This window comes from Vibrio sp. PNB23_22_6, from assembly GCF_052877535.1.
In genome coordinates, this window is the sequence record NZ_JBNFXP010000038.1 from 1 (window position 1) to 20,427 (window position 20,427).

General features: G+C 46.6%; 23 protein-coding genes and 2 tRNA genes. 20 read left to right on the forward strand and 5 right to left on the reverse strand.

Annotation, left to right across the window (positions count from 1 at the left end; genetic code table 11):
• Positions 1–1,182 (reverse strand): transketolase family protein (locus ACVA54_RS18755; RefSeq protein ID WP_446649845.1); only part of this gene is annotated, 1,182 nt, incomplete at its 3' end.
• Between the two features lie 367 nt (positions 1,183–1,549).
• On the opposite strand from ACVA54_RS18755, the gene metK reads away from it, so the two are divergent.
• The 8 genes from metK to ruvX all read left to right on the forward strand — a co-directional run bounded on the left by metK (position 1,550) and on the right by ruvX (position 8,172).
• The gene (metK, locus tag ACVA54_RS18760) at positions 1,550–2,704 is read left to right on the forward strand and encodes a methionine adenosyltransferase (RefSeq protein ID WP_099081120.1); all 1,155 of its coding nucleotides are present in this window, start codon (positions 1,550–1,552) and stop codon (positions 2,702–2,704) included.
• 284 nt (positions 2,705–2,988) lie between these two features.
• The gene (locus tag ACVA54_RS18765; protein WP_119464735.1) at positions 2,989–3,786 is read left to right on the forward strand and encodes a DUF2189 domain-containing protein; all 798 of its coding nucleotides are present in this window, start codon (positions 2,989–2,991) and stop codon (positions 3,784–3,786) included.
• 67 nt (positions 3,787–3,853) lie between these two features.
• A complete protein-coding gene (locus ACVA54_RS18770; protein ID WP_099081122.1) occupies positions 3,854–4,351 on the forward strand; it encodes a SprT family zinc-dependent metalloprotease in 498 nt (165 codons plus the stop codon).
• Positions 4,352–4,504: 153 nt separating this feature from the next.
• On the forward strand, positions 4,505–5,200 hold the full coding sequence (endA, locus tag ACVA54_RS18775) for a deoxyribonuclease I (protein WP_099081123.1): 696 nt from the start codon (positions 4,505–4,507) through the stop codon (positions 5,198–5,200).
• Positions 5,201–5,329: 129 nt separating this feature from the next.
• Positions 5,330–6,061 (forward strand): 16S rRNA (uracil(1498)-N(3))-methyltransferase, encoded by a 732-nt coding sequence (rsmE, locus tag ACVA54_RS18780; protein WP_119464736.1) that lies wholly within the window; start codon positions 5,330–5,332, stop codon positions 6,059–6,061.
• A gap of 14 nt (positions 6,062–6,075) precedes the next feature.
• Positions 6,076–7,026, forward strand: coding sequence for a glutathione synthase (gene gshB, locus ACVA54_RS18785; RefSeq protein WP_099081125.1), 951 nt, complete (start codon positions 6,076–6,078; stop codon positions 7,024–7,026).
• Positions 7,027–7,141: 115 nt separating this feature from the next.
• On the forward strand, positions 7,142–7,705 hold the full coding sequence (locus ACVA54_RS18790) for a YqgE/AlgH family protein (RefSeq protein ID WP_099081126.1): 564 nt from the start codon (positions 7,142–7,144) through the stop codon (positions 7,703–7,705).
• Between the two features lie 41 nt (positions 7,706–7,746).
• On the forward strand, positions 7,747–8,172 hold the full coding sequence (ruvX, locus tag ACVA54_RS18795; RefSeq protein ID WP_119464737.1) for a Holliday junction resolvase RuvX: 426 nt from the start codon (positions 7,747–7,749) through the stop codon (positions 8,170–8,172).
• Positions 8,173–8,236: 64 nt separating this feature from the next.
• Here ruvX and ACVA54_RS18800 read toward each other — a convergent pair whose 3' ends face one another.
• Complete coding sequence (locus tag ACVA54_RS18800) at positions 8,237–9,343, reverse strand: PilT/PilU family type 4a pilus ATPase (protein ID WP_099081128.1); 1,107 nt, start codon at positions 9,341–9,343, stop codon at positions 8,237–8,239.
• Positions 9,344–9,373: 30 nt separating this feature from the next.
• Entirely contained in the window at positions 9,374–10,414 is a 1,041-nt protein-coding gene (locus ACVA54_RS18805; RefSeq protein WP_099081129.1) for a type IV pilus twitching motility protein PilT, read from the reverse strand.
• Positions 10,415–10,442: 28 nt separating this feature from the next.
• Here ACVA54_RS18805 and ACVA54_RS18810 point away from each other — a divergent pair, with 28 nt between their 5' ends.
• The 7 genes from ACVA54_RS18810 to hemW all read left to right on the forward strand — a co-directional run bounded on the left by ACVA54_RS18810 (position 10,443) and on the right by hemW (position 15,418).
• Positions 10,443–11,156, forward strand: a complete 714-nt coding sequence (locus tag ACVA54_RS18810) for a YggS family pyridoxal phosphate-dependent enzyme (protein WP_099081130.1) — start codon at positions 10,443–10,445, stop codon at positions 11,154–11,156.
• Positions 11,157–11,285: 129 nt separating this feature from the next.
• Positions 11,286–12,104 carry a pyrroline-5-carboxylate reductase gene (gene proC / locus ACVA54_RS18815; protein WP_446581309.1) on the forward strand — a complete coding sequence of 273 codons (819 nt, stop codon included), beginning with the start codon at positions 11,286–11,288 and terminating at the stop codon, positions 12,102–12,104.
• A gap of 53 nt (positions 12,105–12,157) precedes the next feature.
• On the forward strand, positions 12,158–12,715 hold the full coding sequence (locus ACVA54_RS18820; RefSeq protein WP_446649846.1) for a YggT family protein: 558 nt from the start codon (positions 12,158–12,160) through the stop codon (positions 12,713–12,715).
• Positions 12,715–13,005 (forward strand): DUF167 family protein YggU, encoded by a 291-nt coding sequence (gene yggU / locus ACVA54_RS18825; RefSeq protein ID WP_446649847.1) that lies wholly within the window; start codon positions 12,715–12,717, stop codon positions 13,003–13,005. Before ACVA54_RS18820 ends, yggU begins: the two co-directional genes overlap by 1 nt.
• Positions 13,006–13,067: 62 nt before the next feature.
• Positions 13,068–13,499, forward strand: a complete 432-nt coding sequence (locus ACVA54_RS18830) for a DUF4426 domain-containing protein (RefSeq protein ID WP_119464743.1) — start codon at positions 13,068–13,070, stop codon at positions 13,497–13,499.
• A 116-nt stretch (positions 13,500–13,615) separates the two neighbouring features.
• Positions 13,616–14,218 carry an XTP/dITP diphosphatase gene (locus tag ACVA54_RS18835; RefSeq protein WP_446649848.1) on the forward strand — a complete coding sequence of 201 codons (603 nt, stop codon included), beginning with the start codon at positions 13,616–13,618 and terminating at the stop codon, positions 14,216–14,218.
• An 18-nt stretch (positions 14,219–14,236) separates the two neighbouring features.
• Positions 14,237–15,418 (forward strand): radical SAM family heme chaperone HemW, encoded by a 1,182-nt coding sequence (gene hemW, locus ACVA54_RS18840; protein WP_446649849.1) that lies wholly within the window; start codon positions 14,237–14,239, stop codon positions 15,416–15,418.
• A gap of 63 nt (positions 15,419–15,481) precedes the next feature.
• Here hemW and glsB read toward each other — a convergent pair whose 3' ends face one another.
• Positions 15,482–16,402, reverse strand: coding sequence for a glutaminase B (gene glsB / locus ACVA54_RS18845; protein WP_099081136.1), 921 nt, complete (start codon positions 16,400–16,402; stop codon positions 15,482–15,484).
• A 208-nt stretch (positions 16,403–16,610) separates the two neighbouring features.
• Positions 16,611–17,330, reverse strand: coding sequence for a tRNA (guanosine(46)-N7)-methyltransferase TrmB (gene trmB / locus ACVA54_RS18850; protein ID WP_099081137.1), 720 nt, complete (start codon positions 17,328–17,330; stop codon positions 16,611–16,613).
• A 202-nt stretch (positions 17,331–17,532) separates the two neighbouring features.
• Between trmB and mutY the strand changes: the two genes are divergently transcribed.
• From mutY to ACVA54_RS18875, 5 genes are all read left to right on the forward strand, one after another.
• Positions 17,533–18,609 carry an A/G-specific adenine glycosylase gene (mutY, locus tag ACVA54_RS18855; protein WP_099081138.1) on the forward strand — a complete coding sequence of 359 codons (1,077 nt, stop codon included), beginning with the start codon at positions 17,533–17,535 and terminating at the stop codon, positions 18,607–18,609.
• 19 nt (positions 18,610–18,628) lie between these two features.
• Positions 18,629–18,901, forward strand: a complete 273-nt coding sequence (locus tag ACVA54_RS18860) for an oxidative damage protection protein (RefSeq protein WP_099081139.1) — start codon at positions 18,629–18,631, stop codon at positions 18,899–18,901.
• 86 nt (positions 18,902–18,987) lie between these two features.
• Positions 18,988–20,127, forward strand: coding sequence for a membrane-bound lytic murein transglycosylase MltC (mltC, locus tag ACVA54_RS18865; protein ID WP_099081140.1), 1,140 nt, complete (start codon positions 18,988–18,990; stop codon positions 20,125–20,127).
• Between the two features lie 101 nt (positions 20,128–20,228).
• Positions 20,229–20,304 (forward strand) — tRNA-Phe (locus tag ACVA54_RS18870).
• A gap of 51 nt (positions 20,305–20,355) precedes the next feature.
• Positions 20,356–20,427, forward strand: a tRNA-Thr gene (locus ACVA54_RS18875).

Consider the following 20,427-nt stretch of genomic DNA (forward strand, 5'->3'; position numbering starts at 1 on the left):
AGACTTAGAACCAGACCACATGGTTAGGTTAGAAGGCGCTAGGTCAGCAGAGCCACCCATGAATTCTGGAAGCATTTCACCAAACGCTTCTAGTGCGTTTTGAGACGCTTTACGTGATGCGATGTTTGCAGGGTTAGCTTGAAGATCGACAATGATTTGGCTTGCTTTCTCCTCCCACTGTGCAGGTAGGTCACCGTTTACGCGGCGTTTGAATTCAGCTGCCAGCTCAGGGTACGCTGCTTCATAAGCTGCAAATTTCTCGTTCCAAACTGCTTCTTTCTCAGAACCTGCCGATTTTGCATCCCACTGTGCGTATACGTCAGCTGGGATTTCAAATGCTGGGTGTTCCCAACCTAGGAATTCACGCGCTGCAGCAATTTCTTCAGCACCTAATGGCGCGCCGTGACAGTCGTGAGAACCTGATTTGTTTGGAGAACCAAAACCGATGATGGTTTTAGTACAGATCAGCGTAGGACGAGGGTCTGCTTTTGCCGCTTCAATTGCAGCATTGATTGCTTCAGAATCGTGACCGTCAACTGCTGGGATTACGTGCCAGCCGTACGCTTCAAAACGCTTAGGCGTGTCGTCAGAGAACCAACCTTCAACGTGACCATCGATAGAGATACCGTTGTCATCCCAGAATGCGATCAGTTTGCCCAGACCTAGTGTACCTGCAAGAGAACATGCCTCGTGAGAGATACCTTCCATTAGACAGCCGTCGCCCATGAACACGTAAGTGAAGTGGTCAACGATATCGTGGCCTTCTTTGTTGAACTGAGCGGCTAACGCTTTCTCAGCCATAGCCATACCAACCGCGTTAGTGATGCCTTGACCTAGAGGACCAGTCGTGGTCTCGATACCTGGTGCGTAGCCGTACTCTGGGTGACCAGGAGTCTTAGAGTGAAGCTGACGGAAGTTCTTAAGATCATCGATAGACAGCTCGTAACCGCTCAGGTGCAGTAGAGAGTAAATCAGCATAGAGCCGTGGCCGTTAGACAGTACGAAACGGTCACGGTCAGCCCACTCTGGGTTAGCAGGGTTGTGGTTTAGGTGAGAACGCCAAAGAACTTCAGCGATATCAGCCATACCCATAGGGGCGCCTGGGTGGCCAGAGTTTGCTTGTTGAACGCCATCCATGCTTAGAGCGCGGATTGCATTAGCCAGATGTTTACGAGAAGACATGTCTGCTCCTGAGTGCATTAAGCGAATTAATAAAGGAATATGGGCACTATACTCAAGTAACTTGGGTATAAAGGTGCGGGCAATATTCTCTCAGAGCCAAAAACCGACTGCAAACGTTTTACTCGCCATTTTTGAGGTTTTAGGTCAATCTTTTCGCTGACTACATGCATTCTCCCAAAATCCACCATGTATAAAGCAAACGATTGGGTGGCAAGTTTGATGAATTCGATCAGAAAAAGAGCTTGTAATTCGAACACGGGAATTTAAAATAGACGTCTAGATGTAGAAACACCTACAAACTGTATTGTATTTTTCGTGGCAAGCTTGCGTTAGTTAGCCATGAGTAAACCTTAAGATTGGAGCTATCATGGCTAAGCACCTGTTCACTTCTGAGTCGGTATCAGAAGGTCATCCAGATAAAATCGCAGACCAAATCTCTGACGCAGTTCTTGATGCAATTCTTGAGCAAGACCCAAAAGCACGTGTTGCTTGTGAAACCTACGTAAAAACCGGCATGGTGATGGTTGGTGGTGAAGTGACCACTTCCGCATGGGTTGATATCGAAGAACTCACTCGTGAAACCGTTCGTGAAATCGGCTACGTACATTCAGACATGGGCTTCGATGCGAACTCTTGTGCTGTTTTAAACACCATTGGTAAGCAATCTCCAGACATCAATCAAGGTGTTGATAAAGCTGATCCTAAAGAGCAAGGCGCGGGCGACCAAGGCATCATGTTCGGTTACGCGACAAACGAAACTGAAATTCTAATGCCTGCTCCTATTACTTACTCTCACCGTCTTGTTCAAAAGCAAGCGGAAGTGCGTAAGAACGGCACACTACCTTGGTTACGTCCAGACGCAAAATCTCAGGTAACGTTCCAATACGATCAAGGTAAAATCGTAGGTATTGATGCCGTTGTACTTTCAACTCAGCATTGTGACACTATTTCAACACCAGACCTACGTGAAGCAGTGATGGAAACCATCATTAAACCAGTGTTACCTGCAGAATGGCTCAACAAGGAGACGAAGTTCTTCATCAACCCGACTGGCCGTTTTGTTATCGGTGGCCCGATGGGTGACTGTGGTCTAACTGGTCGTAAAATCATCGTAGATACCTACGGCGGCGCAGCTCGTCACGGTGGAGGAGCATTCTCTGGTAAAGATCCATCGAAAGTAGACCGCTCTGCAGCCTACGCAGCACGTTATGTAGCGAAAAACATCGTAGCGGCTGGTATGGCAGACCGTTGTGAAATCCAACTTTCTTACGCAATCGGTGTTGCGGATCCAACGTCGATCATGGTTGAAACCTTCGGTACTGAGAAAGTGTCTCACGACATCATCATTGAAGCGGTTCGTCAGTTCTTCGACCTACGTCCATATGGTCTCCAAGAAATGCTTAACCTTCTTCAACCAATCTACAAGAAGACAGCAGCATACGGTCACTTCGGTCGTGAAGAGTTCCCATGGGAAGCGACTGATAAAGCTGAACTTCTACGCGATTTCGCTGGCATCAAGTAATCGAGCTACATTAGAATCGATAGAGCCCTCGCCTTTTGGCGGGGGCTTTTTGTTTCTGCCTACTTATTTCTTTCCTTGTTTCTTTTGCCGAACAAAAATTCAGCAATTATTTGTAAATTGCCCCATATCTGCCAATAGTTAACATAATGTTAAATGCACTTTTCGATGTATATAGCATAAAGAACTATGATGCGGGCTCGCGTGGCTAAAAGAGTCATGAAAAACGTCAGCCAAACATCGTTTATGGCCTAGGTGCCGCCGTGGGAATAAATCAAGGAGGAGCTATGCCTCGTACCGTAAATCCATCTGACTTCCAAGGTAAACGAAAGGAAGTACCAGATAACGAATACGCCAGAACCATTCCATGCAATACCGTTAACCTATCCGCGCCATTTCACTGGCTCGCGCTAGGTCTGCATGACTTCGTTCGCATGCCAATCATCAGTGCCTTCTACGGCATCTGTTTTATGGCGGCAGCAATTGGTATTGTGCTGCTGGTTCAATGGCAAGGCACTCACTTAGTCGTGATGCCAAGTCTTATTGTTTACATGCTAATAGGTCCATTCCTTGCACTCGGCTTATACGATGCAAGTTGGGAAAGAGAGCGAGGGCACAAACCTAGCTTGCTCCACTCTATGAAGGCCATTAGCCGTAACTCGACATCTCAGTGGGCGTTCGCCGTGTTGCTCGCTGTATGTATGATTTTTTGGATGCGTATTGCTGCGCTTCTTCATGCGCTCTATCCATCAGTACAAGGTGCACCACTGACGGAGTTTCTACCATTCTTGGTCATCGGTTCACTGGTTGGTTTCGTCTTGGCTTGTATCGTTTTCAGCATATCAGCTTTCTCAATTCCACTGATGATGGAACGTCGCATCGACATGATGACCGCCGTATTCACAAGCTTTAACGCGGTAAAATCCAACATTCCTGCAATGATCGTATGGGCGGCGATTATCTGCGGCGGCATCTTAATCGGCTTTGCCACCTACGGCATCGGTATGCTGTTTACTATGCCAATCCTTGGCTACGGAACTTGGCATGCGTATCATGCCATCATTAAGAAAAAGCACACGCCCTAGAAAACTAATGCTATGATCCAGCCCTCGCAAACGCGGGGGCTTTTTATTGGGTAAACGGGGGTGAGTTGTGGATAGAGAACTGAGCTACAAAGCCAAACAGGTGATGGCAGATTGCATCGCGATGGCAGAACAAGCCTTCAAACGTTCTTTTCCAATTCCTTCTCTGACTTTCAATGTACGTGGGAAAGCCGCAGGCAAAGCGTACCTGAAACTGAATGAAGTCCGTTTGAATCCAAAACTCTTCAAGGAAAACCCTCAAGCTTTTATCAAAGAAGTGATCCCACACGAAGTGGCGCACTTAATTACCTATCAAGTATACGGTCGCGTTCGCCCACACGGTAAAGAATGGCAAGGCGTTATGGAAGCCGTATTCAAAGTGCCAGCCAAGACCACTCATAGCTTCGATGTAGCCTCTGTACAAGGAAAAACCTTCGAGTATCGCTGTGGTTGCATGACCTATCCTCTGTCTATTCGTCGCCATAATAAGGTTTTACGCAAAGAAGCCGTATACTCTTGTCAAAAGTGTCGTAAAGCACTTGATTTCACCGGTGTTCAGCTCTCTTAAGTCTGCCTACTCTCCACTTTTCTATACCAATAATATAGAGCGTTTCTCTTAACGCTTTTCTTTTACCCCCCCCTTATTGTCAACTTACTCATCACTAAAGCCCATTTGTGCGTGTTAGAATGGATAAAGTCACACTTTTTAAAGACTTTAATCATGAAATACCTGTTCTCTTTTCTACTTATCCTTGTGTCTAGCGCTACGATTGCGGCTCCGCCAAACTCATTTTCTGCCGCCAAGCGGGAAGCGGTAAAAATCTACCAAGATCACCCAAGCAGCTTTTACTGTGGTTGTGACATTAAATGGCAAGGCAAAAAAGGCGTACCTGACTTAGCATCCTGTGGCTACCAAGTTCGCAAGCAAGAAAAACGCGCCTCTCGCATCGAGTGGGAGCATGTGGTTCCAGCTTGGCAATTTGGTCACCAACGTCAGTGCTGGCAAATAGGTGGACGCAAAAACTGTTCACGCAACGATAAGACCTTCCGTTCTATGGAAGCGGATCTGCATAATCTGACGCCAGCCATCGGCGAAGTGAACGGAGACCGTTCTAACTATAACTTCAGCCAGTGGAATGGATTGGATGGCGTAAGCTACGGTCGCTGTGAAATGCAAGTGAACTTCAAGCAGCGCAAAGTGATGCCGCCTGAACGCGCGCGCGGCTCGATCGCCCGTACGTATCTGTACATGAGTGAGGAGTACGGCTTTAAGCTGTCTAAACAACAAACCAACTTGATGATGGCGTGGAACAAAACATACCCTGCAGACAAATGGGAGTGTGAGCGTGACAAGCGTATCGCCAAAATTCAAGGTAACCACAATCCATTTGTTCAGGAAGCTTGCCGCGCACTGTAACTTGTTCATGTAAGCAGTCATTCCTCCCAGCAGCAAGAGGCGTTATCATTTACACGGCTCTTGCCCCTTGTTTTTTAGCTGGAAAGCACCCATGTTAAGAGCTAACTTTTGTCTCTTGCTGGAATTCTCATGCGTATCCCTCGAATTTTTCATCCAGAAACCATTCCACAACTTGGCTCACTTGCTTTAAGCGAAGACGCAGCAAACCATATCGGCCGTGTACTTCGCATGAAAGAAGGTCAAGAGGTCTTGCTATTTGACGGCAGTGGCGCAGAATTCCCTGCACTTATCAGTGAAGTTAGCAAAAAGAACGTAATGGTTAACCTAACTGAACGTGTAGAAAACAGCCTTGAATCACCTCTAGACCTACACCTCGGTCAGGTTATTTCTCGTGGTGATAAAATGGAGTTCACAATTCAAAAATCGGTAGAGCTAGGCGTAAACACCATTACTCCCCTCATCTCTGAACGCTGTGGTGTGAAACTGGACCAAAAGCGCTTTGAAAAGAAACTCGCCCAGTGGCAAAAGATCGCCATCAGCGCTTGTGAGCAGTGTGGTCGCAACATCGTGCCAGAAATCCGCCCAATCATGAGTTTAGAGCAGTGGTGTCAGGAAGAGTATGACGGCTTGAAGCTTAATCTTCACCCTCGTGCAAAATACTCAATTAATACCTTACCGACGCCAGTTGAGAACGTGCGCCTATTGATCGGCCCTGAAGGCGGCCTGTCTTCTGAAGAGATCGATATGACACGCGAATACCAATTTGAAGAGACGCTGCTTGGCCCACGTGTTTTGCGTACCGAAACAGCGGCTCTAACAGCAATTACAGCCTTACAAGTTCGTTTCGGCGATCTTGGTTAAAACGGAGAAAAATAATGATCAAACTCGGCATTGTAATGGATCCAATTTCGTCCATTAATATCAAGAAAGACTCGAGCTTTGCCATGATGCTGGAAGCACAACGCCGCGGCTACGAAATCCATTACATGGAAATGGGCGACCTTCACCTTGACCAAGGTGTTGCTATTGCTGATACGAAAATTGTGACACTAAAAGAAGACCCAAACGGTTGGTACGAGTTCAAGTCAGAGCAAAGCATCGAACTGTCTGAGCTAGACGCCGTTCTGATGCGTAAAGATCCTCCGTTCGACACGGAATTCATCTACGCCACTTACATTCTTGAGCGTGCTGAAGAGCAAGGCACCTTAATCGTCAACAAACCTCAGAGCCTACGCGACTGCAACGAAAAACTTTATACCGCTTGGTTCCCAGAGTTGACTCCGACCACTATCGTGACACGTAAAGCGGAGAGAATTAAAGCCTTCCGTGAACAGCACGGCGACGTGATCCTAAAACCACTTGATGGTATGGGGGGCGCTTCTATCTTCCGCGTGAAAGAGAACGATCCCAATGTATCGGTGATCATCGAAACCCTAACCAACCATGGCCAATACTACGCGATGGCGCAAACTTTCGTGCCAGACATCAGCAATGGTGATAAGCGTATCCTCGTGGTTGACGGAGAGCCGATGCCTTACTGTTTAGCTCGCATTCCAGCAAAAGGCGAAACGCGCGGTAACCTCGCTGCTGGCGGAACCGGTGAAGCTCGTCCGCTAAGCGACACAGACCTGAAAATAGCGCAAGCTGTTGGCCCTACGCTGAAAGAAAAAGGCCTTATCTTTGTCGGTCTGGATGTGATTGGTGACAAACTAACCGAGATCAACGTGACCAGCCCAACTTGCATTCGTGAAATTGAAGCGGCCTTTGATATATCCATTACCGGTAAACTCATGGACGCCATCGAACGTCGCATAAAAGGCGAATAACTCAAACTGTAGTACAGTTATTAGAGAGCCTAACCGTTATTCGCTTAAGCAAACGCCGACAAATATGACTGAGGCTTGCTTAAGCGATCAAGCTTGCCTTAAAGGTCGATATGAGATGAACCTCACCAACCATTTCTTAGTTGCCATGCCGGGAATGAAAGATCCCTACTTCCAGAATAGCGTTATCTACGTCTGTGAACACAACGCAGAAGGCGCTATGGGGTTAATGATCAATGCCCCCGTTGATATCACGGTGGGTAACATGCTTAAGCAAGTCGAAGTGCAGCCAGTACACCCACGCTTGTTTGAAGCAAGTTTAGATAGGCCGGTTTATAATGGTGGTCCCGTATCAGAAGATCGTGGCTTTATCCTACACAAGCCGAAAGACTACTATGAATCTAGCATTCAAATGACAGATGAGCTGGCCGTTACGACATCTCGCGATATCTTGTCGGTACTGGGTACCGAGGCTGAACCAAGCGATTACCTCGTCGCGCTTGGTTATTCTGGCTGGAGTGCGGGGCAGTTAGAAACAGAGCTAGCTGAAAACTCATGGTTGACCATCGAAGCGACGCCAGAAATCATTTTCGATACGCCAATCACTGATCGCTGGAAAAAAGCCGTAGAGAAACTTGGCATTGATCCTAGCCAGCTCTCTGCTGATGCTGGTCATGCGTAATAAACAGACTACTTTCATCACATTTAGATTCGGGACACTTTATGTCACGCACAATAATGGCCTTTGACTTCGGTACCAAAAGTATTGGTAGTGCCATCGGCCAAGAAATCACCGGCACAGCTTCTCCACTGAAAGCATTCAAAGCCAATGATGGCATTCCTAACTGGGATGACATTGAGAAACAAATAAAAGAGTGGCAGCCAGACTTACTCGTTGTTGGCCTACCAACAGACTTACATGGTAGGGATTTGGAAACCATTACGCCACGCGCGAAAAAGTTTGCGAATCGCCTTCAAGGCCGTTATGGCTTACCTGTTGAACTCCACGATGAGCGATTATCTACCGCTGAAGCTCGTGCAGATCTGTTCAGCATGGGCGGTTACAAAGCGCTATCGAAAGGCAATATCGACTGTCAATCGGCTGTCGTGATTCTAGAGAGCTGGTTCGAAAACCTTTGGAATGCGTAACATTGATTGAAGCAAAATAAAAAAGGTTGGCAGATGCCAACCTTTTTTTATGGTCTGAAACTCATCAATCCATATCGATTTTAACGTTCGCTAAGCTGCCAGTAGAGAAGGCATCGCCACGCTGGGTTTTGAGCATCAAACGCAGATCATTGGCAGAATCAGCACTGTGCAACGCATCTTCTTCACTGATCTTACCTTGCATCACCAACTTGTAGAGCGACTGGTCGAAAGTCAGCATGCCAAATTCATTTGAGCGTGCCATCGTCGTTTTGAGTTCATGCAAATCACCGCGACGGATCAAATCTGACACGCGTGGACTATTTAAAAGGATCTCAAACACAGCGTGACGGCCTTGGCCATTCTTATCACGGATCAACTGCTGAGCAATCACACCTTTCAAGTTCATCGACAAGTCAAACAGGAACTGCTCTTTTTGCTCACTCGGAACTAAATGCAAAATGCGCTCAAGCGCTTGATTGGCGTTGTTGGCATGCAGTGTTGCCATGCATAGGTGGCCGGTTTCCGCAAAGGTCATGGCGTATTCCATGGTTTCTCGACTGCGGATCTCACCAATCAAAATCATATCTGGCGCTTGGCGTAACGAATTCTTTAACGCGATTTCATAACTATCCGTATCTAACCCAACTTCACGCTGCGTCACAATACAACGCTTGTGTTCATGCACAAATTCAATCGGATCTTCCACCGTCAGAATATGGCCAGTTTTATTGTTGTTGCGATAGCCCGTCATCGCTGCCATCGTGGTCGACTTACCCGACCCCGTAGCCCCCACCACCAGCACTAAGCCACGTTTTGCAATCGCCAAATCTTGCAGTACCAACGGCAACTTTAATTGCTCAAAGGTCGGTATATTGGTTTCAATACGACGAATCACCGCTCCTGGTAACTCGCGCTGGAAGAAAGCGCTCACACGGAATCGACCACAATCTCTGACAATCGCAAAGTTGGATTCCCGACTTTTACGAAACTCCTGGCGTCGCTCAGGATCCATCGCACTATCAAGTAAGTGCGCGACATCATGCTCTGTCAACTTTTCGCCCTGCGGGCGCAATTCCCCATCCACACGAAACAGAATCGGCGCTCCAACAGTGATATAAAGATCCGACGCTTTGAGCGTCAGCATGCCTTCAAGAAATTTATTCAGATCCATATTCCGTATTCACTATTACCTAAATGATCGTTACGAGAATTGCTGCGCTTCTATGCCAACCTTTTTCTCGACCTCTTCACGAGAAACCATACCTTGAGCCATCAACTGGCGTGCGTTTTGCTCCATAGTTTGCATGCCATGTGCAGCGCCAGTCTGAATAATCGAGTACATCTGCGCGACTTTATCTTCACGGATCAAGTTACGAATCGCTGGCGTAGCCATCATGATTTCATGGCAAGCAATACGTCCACTAGCCGTGCGTTTAAGCAGTTTCTGTGCGATGACCGAGCGCAAAGATTCAGACAACATCGAACGTACCATGTCTTTATCACTACCAGGAAATACATCAATAATACGGTCGATGGTTTTTGCCGCAGAACTGGTGTGCAAGGTACCAAACACTAAGTGACCCGTTTCGGCTGCGGTAAGCGCGAGGCTGATGGTTTCTTTATCCCGCATCTCACCAACTAGGATCACATCTGGGTCTTCACGTAGCGCGCTACGCAACGCATTTTGGAAGCTGTGGGTATCACGGTGAACTTCACGTTGGTTGATCAAACATTTATTGTTGTTATGAACAAATTCAATAGGATCTTCAATTGTGAGGATATGCTTGTTGTGATTACGGTTAATGTAGTCAACAATGGCAGCTAAGGTGGTCGATTTACCCGAACCGGTTGGGCCCGTAACGAGTACCAGACCTTTTTCCGCGTTGGCAATCTTTCGGAAAATTTCTGGCGCTTCGAGATCATCCAATGTTGGAATGCTACTCGGAATGGTACGAAACACCGCCGCACAACCGCGAGATTGGTTGAACGCGTTGACACGGAACCGGCCAACGTTGTGCAACTCAAATGAGAAATCGACTTCGAGTTTTTCTTCAAATTCACTGCGCTGTGCATCGTTCATGATTTCAAAAACCAGACGATGCACTTCTTGGTGTGTAAATGCCGGAATGCCGAGCTTTCTCACATCGCCATCAATACGGACCATTGGTGGTACACCTGCAGAAAGGTGTAGATCCGAAGCATTATGTTTTACACTAAAATCCAGTAACTCAGTGATATCCATTTAAAATCCTTAAGTCTAAAGTACAGCTATGAGTAGTATTCAACAAAACATTGAACATATCACCTACCAAATTCGACACAACGAACAAAAATGTGGCCGTTCTCCAGAGTCAGTGCAACTTTTAGCAGTTAGCAAAACCAAACCTGTCGAGGCCATTCTCGAAGCCTACCAATCAGGCCAAGTGGCGTTTGGTGAAAACTACGTCCAAGAAGGCGTCAGTAAAGTTCAGCACTTTGCCGAGCATTGTCCAGATTATCAAATCGAATGGCACTTCATTGGTCCAATTCAGTCCAATAAATCCCGACTTGTCGCCGAACACTTCGATTGGGTTCACACCATTGACCGCGCAAAAATCGCTCAGCGCCTTAACGATCAACGCCCTAGTGCATTAAAACCATTGCAAGTTCTGATTCAAGTCAACACCAGTGGTGAAGAGTCAAAGTCCGGCGTTACTGATGCAGAAATATTCGAACTGGCTGAGTTGATTTCTCGCTTACCAAACCTCACGTTAAGAGGATTGATGTCAATTCCGGCTAACGTGCCAGACTACGCGTCACAGCTTCGTGCATTTACACAACTTGCGCAGTTGAAGCAAAAGTTAGCCTTGCAATACCCAGATGTCGACACGCTTTCGATGGGGATGAGTGGTGACATGAACGCCGCCATCGAAGCTGGTAGCACCATGGTGCGTATCGGTACTGCTATTTTTGGCGGGCGGGACTATTCCAACAAAAACGAATAATCACTCAATGCTTGGGCTAATCGCGATTTGGAATCTTACCGCCGAACATTTCATCAGCAAGGGCGCTTCATAGAACCATCACCTAAGAGAGCAACAAACCGCAATAATTTATACTTGGGAATCAGATAAATGGAACACAAAAACATTGCCTTTATCGGCGCAGGGAATATGGTGAGAGCGATTGTTTCTGGACTTGTAGCTAACGGCTACCCAGCACAACACATTATCGCGACCGCTCCGTCTGATACGCGTCGATTACGGCTTGAGCAAGACTTTGGTATCCGTACCACTAGCGATAACATCGCAGCCGCGACGGAGGCAGATGTTGTCGTATTGTCTGTGAAGCCACAAATGATGGAGGAAGTGTGTAAGCCACTGCAATCTGTCGACTTTAGCAATAAACTGGTTATCTCTATCGCAGCTGGCATCAACTGCTCACGTTTGGATGACATGCTGGCAACTAAGCTGAACTTGGTTCGCGTGATGCCAAACACACCTTCTCAACTAGGTTTAGGCATGAGCGGTCTTTACGCTCCTGAACTCGTTTCAGAGCAAGACAAGGCATTCGCAGCGGATCTGATGCAAGCGGTCGGTAAAGTATGCTGGGTTGATCAAGAATCAGGCATCAACAATGTGATTGCAGCTGCAGGTAGTGCGCCAGCGTACTTCTTTCTATTTATGGAGGCGATGCAAGCAGAGGCCATTGCTCAAGGTTTTGATAACGATACTGCACGTATGCTCATCCAACAATCGGCGCTTGGCGCGGCACGCATGGTAGTAGAAAATCCTCAAACTGAACTTTCTACCCTGCGTGAAAACGTGACCTCGAAAGGTGGCACCACGGCAGAAGCGCTACGCACGTTCAATGATCATCAACTCTCTGATATTGTAGCGAAAGCAATGCAAGCTGCGGTTGCGCGCGCTGAAGAAATGGAAAAACTGTTTTAATTATCTGCTCGGCACAGCAAGGGCGTGTCGTTCATTACTTTTAAGGGTACCTTATGAATTCAATGAGTTTTCTCATCTCAACCCTATTTGACCTATACATCATGGTCGTAATTTTGCGTATTTGGTTGCAAGCTGCACGAGCAGATTTCTACAACCCGTTCTCGCAATTCATCGTTAAAGCAACACAGCCTGTAGTCGGTCCACTACGTCGCATCATCCCATCATTGGGTGGCATCGACTTAGCGACAGTGCTGTTTGCTTACGTATTGTGTGTGCTTAAGTTTGTCGCACTGATCCTTATCGCCTCAAATGGTTCGGTCTCTTTCAGCGTAGACTTCCTATTCCTAGGCTTGCTGTCTTTAATTAAAGCCGCGGGTGGTTTGCTATTCTGGGTGCTATTGATTCGAGCGATTCTAAGTTGGGTAAGCCAAGGTCGCAGCCCAATTGAATACGTGTTCCATCAACTGACCGAGCCAATGCTTGCTCCAATCCGTCGCATTATCCCTGCAATGGGTGGCTTTGACTTAAGCGTACTGGTTCTGTTCATCGGTCTGCAATTCGCGAATTTCCTAATGGGCGACATTGTTGGTCCAATCTGGTACCAACTGTAATGTCTGACGCAGTTTGGCATGACGGCGATGACGTTATCCTCAAGCTCTATATTCAACCCAAAGCAAGCCGTGACAAAATCGTCGGCTTGCATGGTGAAGAGCTAAAAATTGCCATCTCTGCACCACCTGTCGATGGCAAAGCCAATGCGCACCTAACCAAGTTTTTAGCCAAACAATTTAAAGTTGCTAAGGGATTGGTTCACATAGAAAAAGGTGAACTAGGACGACACAAACAAATTCGGATAGAATCCCCACAACAAATACCGACTGAAATTAAAGCCATCTTATGATGGCTTTTTGTTTACGTTTCCGTGCCAAACTTAATAATAAAGATCGATTTGAGGATGTAAAAATGAGCAAATGGATTACCGCCCTACTGATCAGCCTATTAGCTTTACCAACAATGGCAGGTCAGTTCAAAACCATGAAAGACATCGAAGTACACTATATTACGTTTAACTCGACGTTCTTAACCCCCAAAATTGCCCGCAGCTACGACATTAAACGCAATGGCTATAATGCCGTAGTGAACATCAGCGTGTTAGACAGAGCTTCACTGGGTAAGCCCGCCGTTCAGGCCAAAATTAGTGGTCAAGCAAGAAACTTAATTGGCCAAATTCAAAAGCTCACCTTCCGTGAATTCAAAGAAGGCGACGCTATTTACTACCTAGCTGAACTGCCAATCACCAACGAAGAAACTTTTACCTTCGATATTGATGTTAAAGCTGGTAACAAAGGCTCAGGTAAGCTTAAATTCACCCAGAAGTTTTATGTCGAAGAGTAGTTAACCTGAACTCAGGTTATTTAGGTTGTCATGATCTAAATGCTTTTTGACACTTATAACGTATTGACCAGGGAGAACATCGCGTTCTCCCTTTATCGCTACAGAAAGAGACGACCATGAAAAAGATAGTGCTAGCAACAGGCAACCAAGGCAAAGTTCGTGAGATGGCAGATCTGCTGTCTGACTTCGGTTTTGAAGTATTGGCGCAAAGTGAGTTCAACGTATCTGAAGTAGCAGAAACTGGTACGACTTTCATTGAAAACGCAATCATCAAAGCGCGTCATGCTGCACAGGAAACGGGTCTACCTGCGATTGCTGACGACTCTGGTCTAGAAGTTGATTTCTTGAAAGGGGCACCAGGCATTTACTCTGCTCGTTACGCTGGTGAAAACGCGTCTGACCAAGAGAACCTAGAAAAGCTACTAAATGCGATGGAAGGTGTACCAGAAGCAGAACGCACCGCTCGTTTCCACTGCGTATTAGTGTTGATGCGTCATGAGAACGATCCAACGCCTATCGTCTGTCACGGTAAGTGGGAAGGTCGTATCCTGAAAGAAGCACAAGGCGAAAATGGCTTTGGCTACGACCCTATCTTCTTCGTGCCAGAAGACAACTGCGCCTCTGCCGAGCTAGAGCCGACACGTAAAAAGCAGCTGTCTCACCGTGGTAAGGCGCTGAAATCTCTTTTCGCTCAACTGTCTGAACAAGTTTCGCAATAATATCGAGTGAGTGCGCCCATGTTAACACCTCCTGACCTTAGCTTGTATGTTCACATCCCATGGTGTGTACAAAAATGCCCGTATTGCGACTTTAACTCTCACGCGCTTAAAGCCGAGATTCCAGAAGACGAGTACATCCATGCCCTTCTTGAAGACTTGGATACCGACATTGAGAAATACCGCCTAAATGAAGCGCCACGCCCACTGCATTCAATCTTCATTGGCGGTGGTACGCCTAGTTTGATTTCGGCAGAAGGCATCGAGCGCCTATTAAAGGGCATTGAAGCGCGTATTCCATTCAAGCCTGAAATCGAAATTACTATGGAAGCCAACCCTGGCACCATCGAAGCAGAGCGTTTTGCTGGCTACCGCAAGGCTGGCGTAACGCGTATATCTATCGGTGTGCAAAGTTTTGAGCAACAAAAGCTTGAGCGTTTGGGACGTATTCACGGTCAAGACGAAGCCGTCAATGCCGCTAAGTTGGCGCACCACATCGGTTTGAACAGCTTTAACCTCGATCTCATGCACGGCTTACCGGATCAAAGCATCGAACAAGCCTTAGCAGATTTGGACAAAGCGATTGAGTTAGCGCCACCTCACTTGTCTTGGTATCAGCTGACCATCGAACCAAACACCATGTTCTACTACAAGCCACCGACTCTGCCAGATGACGATGACTTGTGGGATATCTTCGAGCAAGGACATAAGAAACTCGCAGCGGCAGGTTACGTTCAATACGAGATTTCTGGTTACAGCAAGCCGGGCTATCAATGTCAGCACAACCTGAACTACTGGCGCTTTGGTGATTACCTTGGCATTGGTTGTGGCTCACACGGTAAGCTGAGCTTTGCTGATGGTCGCATCGTTCGTACCACCAAGGTCAAACACCCTCGTGGCTACTTAATGGCGTATCAGAATATGGTCAAGCCGTACCTCGATAGCGAGCAACTGGTCGTAAACGAAGACCGCCCATTCGAGTTCTTTATGAACCGTTTTCGCTTAATGGAAGCGTGCCCAAAACAAGATTATGTGAGTACGACAGGTTTACCACTCAGCACGATTCAAGACACTATCAATTGGGCGCTTGAGATGGGTTACCTCAGTGAAAGCGATACCCACTGGCAGATCACTGAAAAAGGAAAACTCTTCCTCAATGATTTGTTAGAAGCCTTCATGGCAGAAGAAGACGAAGAGTCGTAAACATCTCGAGGTTCGAATAAAAAAATGCCTCTCAATCGAGAGGCATTTTTTGTGTACTTGACGTTAGAATATCGAACGGCCAATACGCTCAGAAAGGAGTTCAAGAGCTTTGGTACCAGCCAACGAATTGCCAGAAGCATCCAGTTCCGGTGACCAGACCGCTATCGTCATCTCACCTGGTACGACGGCAATAATGCCACCACCCACGCCCGACTTACCCGGCATCCCGACACGATAAGCGAACTCACCAGCACCATCGTACAGGCCGCAAGTTGCTAACAACGCATTAAGTTGCTTGGTTTGCATCGGTGAGACCACAGGCTTACCCGTTTGTACTGAGGTACCTTTGTTAGCGAGATAACTAAAGGTTTTCGCCAAATCAACACAGCTCATCTTCAATGCACAAGCATGGAAGTAATTTTGTAGTACGGGTATGACGTCGTTTTCGAAGTTGCCAAACGAGCGCATCAAATAGGCTATCGCAGCATTACGATCACCATGCATCATCTCGGACGCAGCGACGACTTTATCATAAACAATATGCGTATCCCCAGACAGTTGACGAGCAAAGTCTAATAAACGCTGACGCGGCGCTGATAAACGACTTTGCAGAAGATCAGCCACCACAATCGCCCCCGCATTGATGAACGGATTACGAGGAATACCTTGCTCCATTTCAAGCTGAATCATCGAGTTAAATGCTTGACCAGAGGGCTCCTTACCAACACGAGACCAGATCTCTTCTTGTTTATACAGACACATCGCAAGAGTAAGACTCAGCGCTTTCGAGATCGACTGAATCGAAAATGGCTCTTCGGCATCACCCGCATTGATCACCTCACCTTCATTGGTGTAAACCGCAATACCCAATTTCGTATTCGGCACTTTTGCTAAAGCCGGAATGTAATCTGCAACTTTTCCTTGGCCAATCAAAGGGCGAACTTCCGCCAAAATATCTGTCAAAATCTGCGCTGTAGGTTTCATTATCTACCTTCTTGTCACAAACCCAAAACTACCTAAGTTCTGAGATAAAAAAAGCCAACGCAGAGGTTGGCCTTTCCATTGAATTCGTTCGATTCGATTATGGTTTCAATACCACATTGATAATGCGATTGGTGGAGGAAGCCGCTATTTGCTTAAGACAACTTAGAGCTCAGCCATATCGCATAACAGAACATCAATTTATTCAACGTTAAGCAGTACGCTTGAACTTGATGTCCCACACCCCGTGACCCAAACGGTGACCACGAGCTTCGAATTTAGTCAGAGGACGCTCTTCAGGACGAGGAACAAAGTCACCATCTTCTGCGATGTTCGCAAAACCTGGTGCTTGGTTCATAATTTCAATCATGTGCTCAGCGTAGTTTTCCCAGTCGGTCGCCATGTGGAAGATCCCCTCGTTAGGAATAAGCTTCTGACGAACCATTTCAGCGAACTCAAGCTGTACGATACGGCGTTTGTGGTGACGCTTTTTGTGCCATGGGTCAGGGAAAAACAATTGCAGCGTCGCTAGGCTAGCGTCTGGGATCATGTGCTCGAACACTTCAACCGCATCATGACACATTACGCGTAGATTGCTGATGCCCGCTTCACGCGCATCCGCAAGACAAGCGCCAACACCAGGGCTGTGCACTTCAATACCAATGAAGTTTTTTTCTGGCGCGTTCTTTGCCATTTCAACCAATGAAGCACCCATACCAAAACCGATTTCAAGCACTACTGGGTTATCATTGCCAAATACTTCTTTCCAATCAAGAAGCTCAGCTTTGTAATCGATACCCATTGTTGGCCAGCACTCATTCATCGCGTTTTCTTGGCCCTTAGTTAAACGGCCTTCACGACGTACGAAACTGCGTATTTTACGGATCAACTTGCCGTCTTCGTTGTATTCGTTTGTGGTTACTTCACTCATTGATTTTGCCTGCACATTGATTAATCAAAGCGGGGATTATCCAAAGAATTCACTTAGGTGCAAGTATTTGTTGAGCCATCAGACGGTGGCTATTCAAAAGCAACCCAACGAAAGCCTATATCCCCATAGTTTACCTGTTGTACTTACATCGTATTCGTGGTGCAATTTTGCTCCTATCCAATAATAGAATACAGAGTAAGTCGTGACACCTTTCGCCAGTGCCATCTTAGAATGGTATGACGCCTATGGACGCAAAGATCTTCCATGGCAACAAAACAAGACCACTTACAGTGTCTGGTTGTCTGAAATCATGCTTCAGCAAACCCAGGTCACCACGGTAATTCCTTATTACCAACGTTTCTTAGCGCGCTTTCCGACGGTAGTCGACCTCGCTAACGCCGAGCAAGATGAAGTACTGCACCTTTGGACGGGGTTAGGTTATTACGCCCGAGCACGAAACCTTCATAAAGCCGCCAAAGAGGTCGCCCATAAATATAAGGGAGAGTTTCCTCTCGATATCGAACAGATGAATGCCCTACCGGGGATAGGTCGCTCTACAGCGGCAGCTGTGTTGTCGTCTGTCTACAATCTGCCTCATGCGATTCTAGATGGTAACGTCAAGCGCACTCTTTCTCGCTGTTTTGCGGTTGACGGTTGGCCTGGACAAAAGAAAGTCGAAACCCAACTGTGGGAGATTGCCGAAACACACACCCCAAATACGCAGGTCGATAAGTACAACCAGGCCATGATGGACATGGGTGCGATGGTATGCACGCGTAGCAAGCCCAAGTGCACCTTGTGCCCGGTCAACGACTTCTGTGTGGCGAAAAAACAAGGCAATGTGCTCGACTATCCGGGTAAGAAGCCGAAGAAAGACAAACCCATAAAACAAACCCGCTTTGTGATGCTTCACCACGGCAATGAGAATGATCACGAAGTTTGGCTAGAGCAGAGACCACAAACCGGAATTTGGGGCGGGTTGTTTTGCTTTCCACAAACTGAACATGTGGATGTAGAGAGCGACATTGATTTGCTACTTGAACAGCGCGGCATTCAAGCTAGCGATATTAAACATCAAGAGACACTGATTACGTTCCGCCACACATTCAGTCATTACCACCTCGATATCACACCGATTTTGATTGACCTGTCAAAGCAACCGAATGTGATGATGGAAGGTAACAAAGGTCTTTGGTATAACTTATCTAAACCTGAAGAAGTCGGGTTAGCTGCGCCAGTGAAGCTACTACTAGAAGCGCTACCCCATGAACTGCGTTAATTCAATACAAGGAATCATTATGAGCCGCACTGTTTTTTGTGCTCGATTAAAAAAAGAAGGCGAAGGTCTAGACTTTCAACTTTACCCAGGTGAACTAGGTAAACGCATTTTCGATAACATTTCGAAAGAAGCCTGGGCTCAGTGGCAACATAAACAAACCATGTTGATCAATGAAAAGAAACTCAACATGATGGATCCTGACCATCGTAAACTGATCGAAACGGAGATGGTGAACTTCCTATTCGAAGGAAAAGAGGTTCATATCGAAGGCTACACCCCACCAAGCGAATAAGACAAACTTGTTCTAAAACAATGACATCATAAAGAATTTTATGGTGTCATTTTTATATTAGCGTCCCAAATGCCACGTCGTCACTTATGAAAAAAATCACCTTTATTGTCAGCGCACTTTTGTTAACAGGTTGCAGTCGTGAATTTGTAGAGCAGATGTACCACATCGACTATGAGCCAACCAACCGCTTTGCCACTAACTTAGCTGAGTTGCCCGGACAATTCGAAAAAGACACCGCCGCTCTGGATGCTCTGATAAACAGTTTCTCTGGTAACATCCAAAAACGCTGGGGCCAACGTGAAGTTAAATTCGCTGGCAAAAGCAATTACGTTAAGTACATCGATAACTATTTGAGTCGAGCTGAGGTTGACTTCCAAAAAGGTGTCATCACCATTGAAACCGTTTCACCAACAGAACCACAACAGCACCTAAAGAACGCCATCATCACCACCCTACTCACTCCAGATGATCCTGGCAATGTCGACTTATTCTCTTCTAAAGAGATCATATTAGAGGGCCAACCATTTCTGTATAAACAGGTGGTAGACCAAGATAAGAAGCCCATTCAATGGTCATGGCGCGCCAATCGCTTTGCCGATTACTTGATTGCTAACCAAGTCAAAACCAAAGATGTCGATTTCAAGAAAGCCTACTACGTTGAAATCCCTATGGTAGAAGATCACTTCTCGCAACGTAGTTACCAATACGCAGACATCGTGCGTCGTGCATCGAAGAAATACGATATTCCTGAAGATCTGATTTACGCCATCATCAAGACCGAAAGTAGCTTTAACCCGTATGCGGTAAGTTGGGCAAATGCGTATGGATTGATGCAGGTCGTACCAAAAACAGCGGGTCGTGATGTATTTAAGTTGGTGAAAAACAAACCAGGACAACCAAGTCCTGAGTACTTGTTCAATCCAGAAAACAACATTGATGCCGGCACCGCCTATTTCTACATTCTCAAAAACCGCTACTTGAAAGATGTTCGCCATCCTTCATCGTTGGAATACAGCATGATCTCGGCTTACAACGGTGGCACAGGGGGCGTTTTGAGCACATTTAATCGTTCAGACAGAAAACGAGCCATGCAAGATTTAAATTCTTTACAGCCAAACCAAGTTTATTGGGCCCTCACCAAAAAGCACCCAAATGCAGAAGCTCGCCGATACCTAGAAAAAGTTACAAACTTCAAAAGGGAATTCAACTCTGAACAAACCTTGTAGCAACAAGCGAATAAAAAGCACTCAAACAAACGCTTTTTTGAAATTATTTGAAAAAAGTAGTTGACGGAAAGCAGGAAAATCCGTTTAATAGCGCTCCGTTAGCCCGGATAGCTCAGTCGGTAGAGCAGAGGATTGAAAATCCTCGTGTCGGTGGTTCGATTCCGCCTCCGGGCACCACAATTTCTAGTTGTTGGTGCTTAGTACGAACGACAAAATAGAATACAGTGTGCCGACTTAGCTCAGTAGGTAGAGCAACTGACTTGTAATCAGTAGGTCACCAGTTCGATTCCGGTAGTCGGC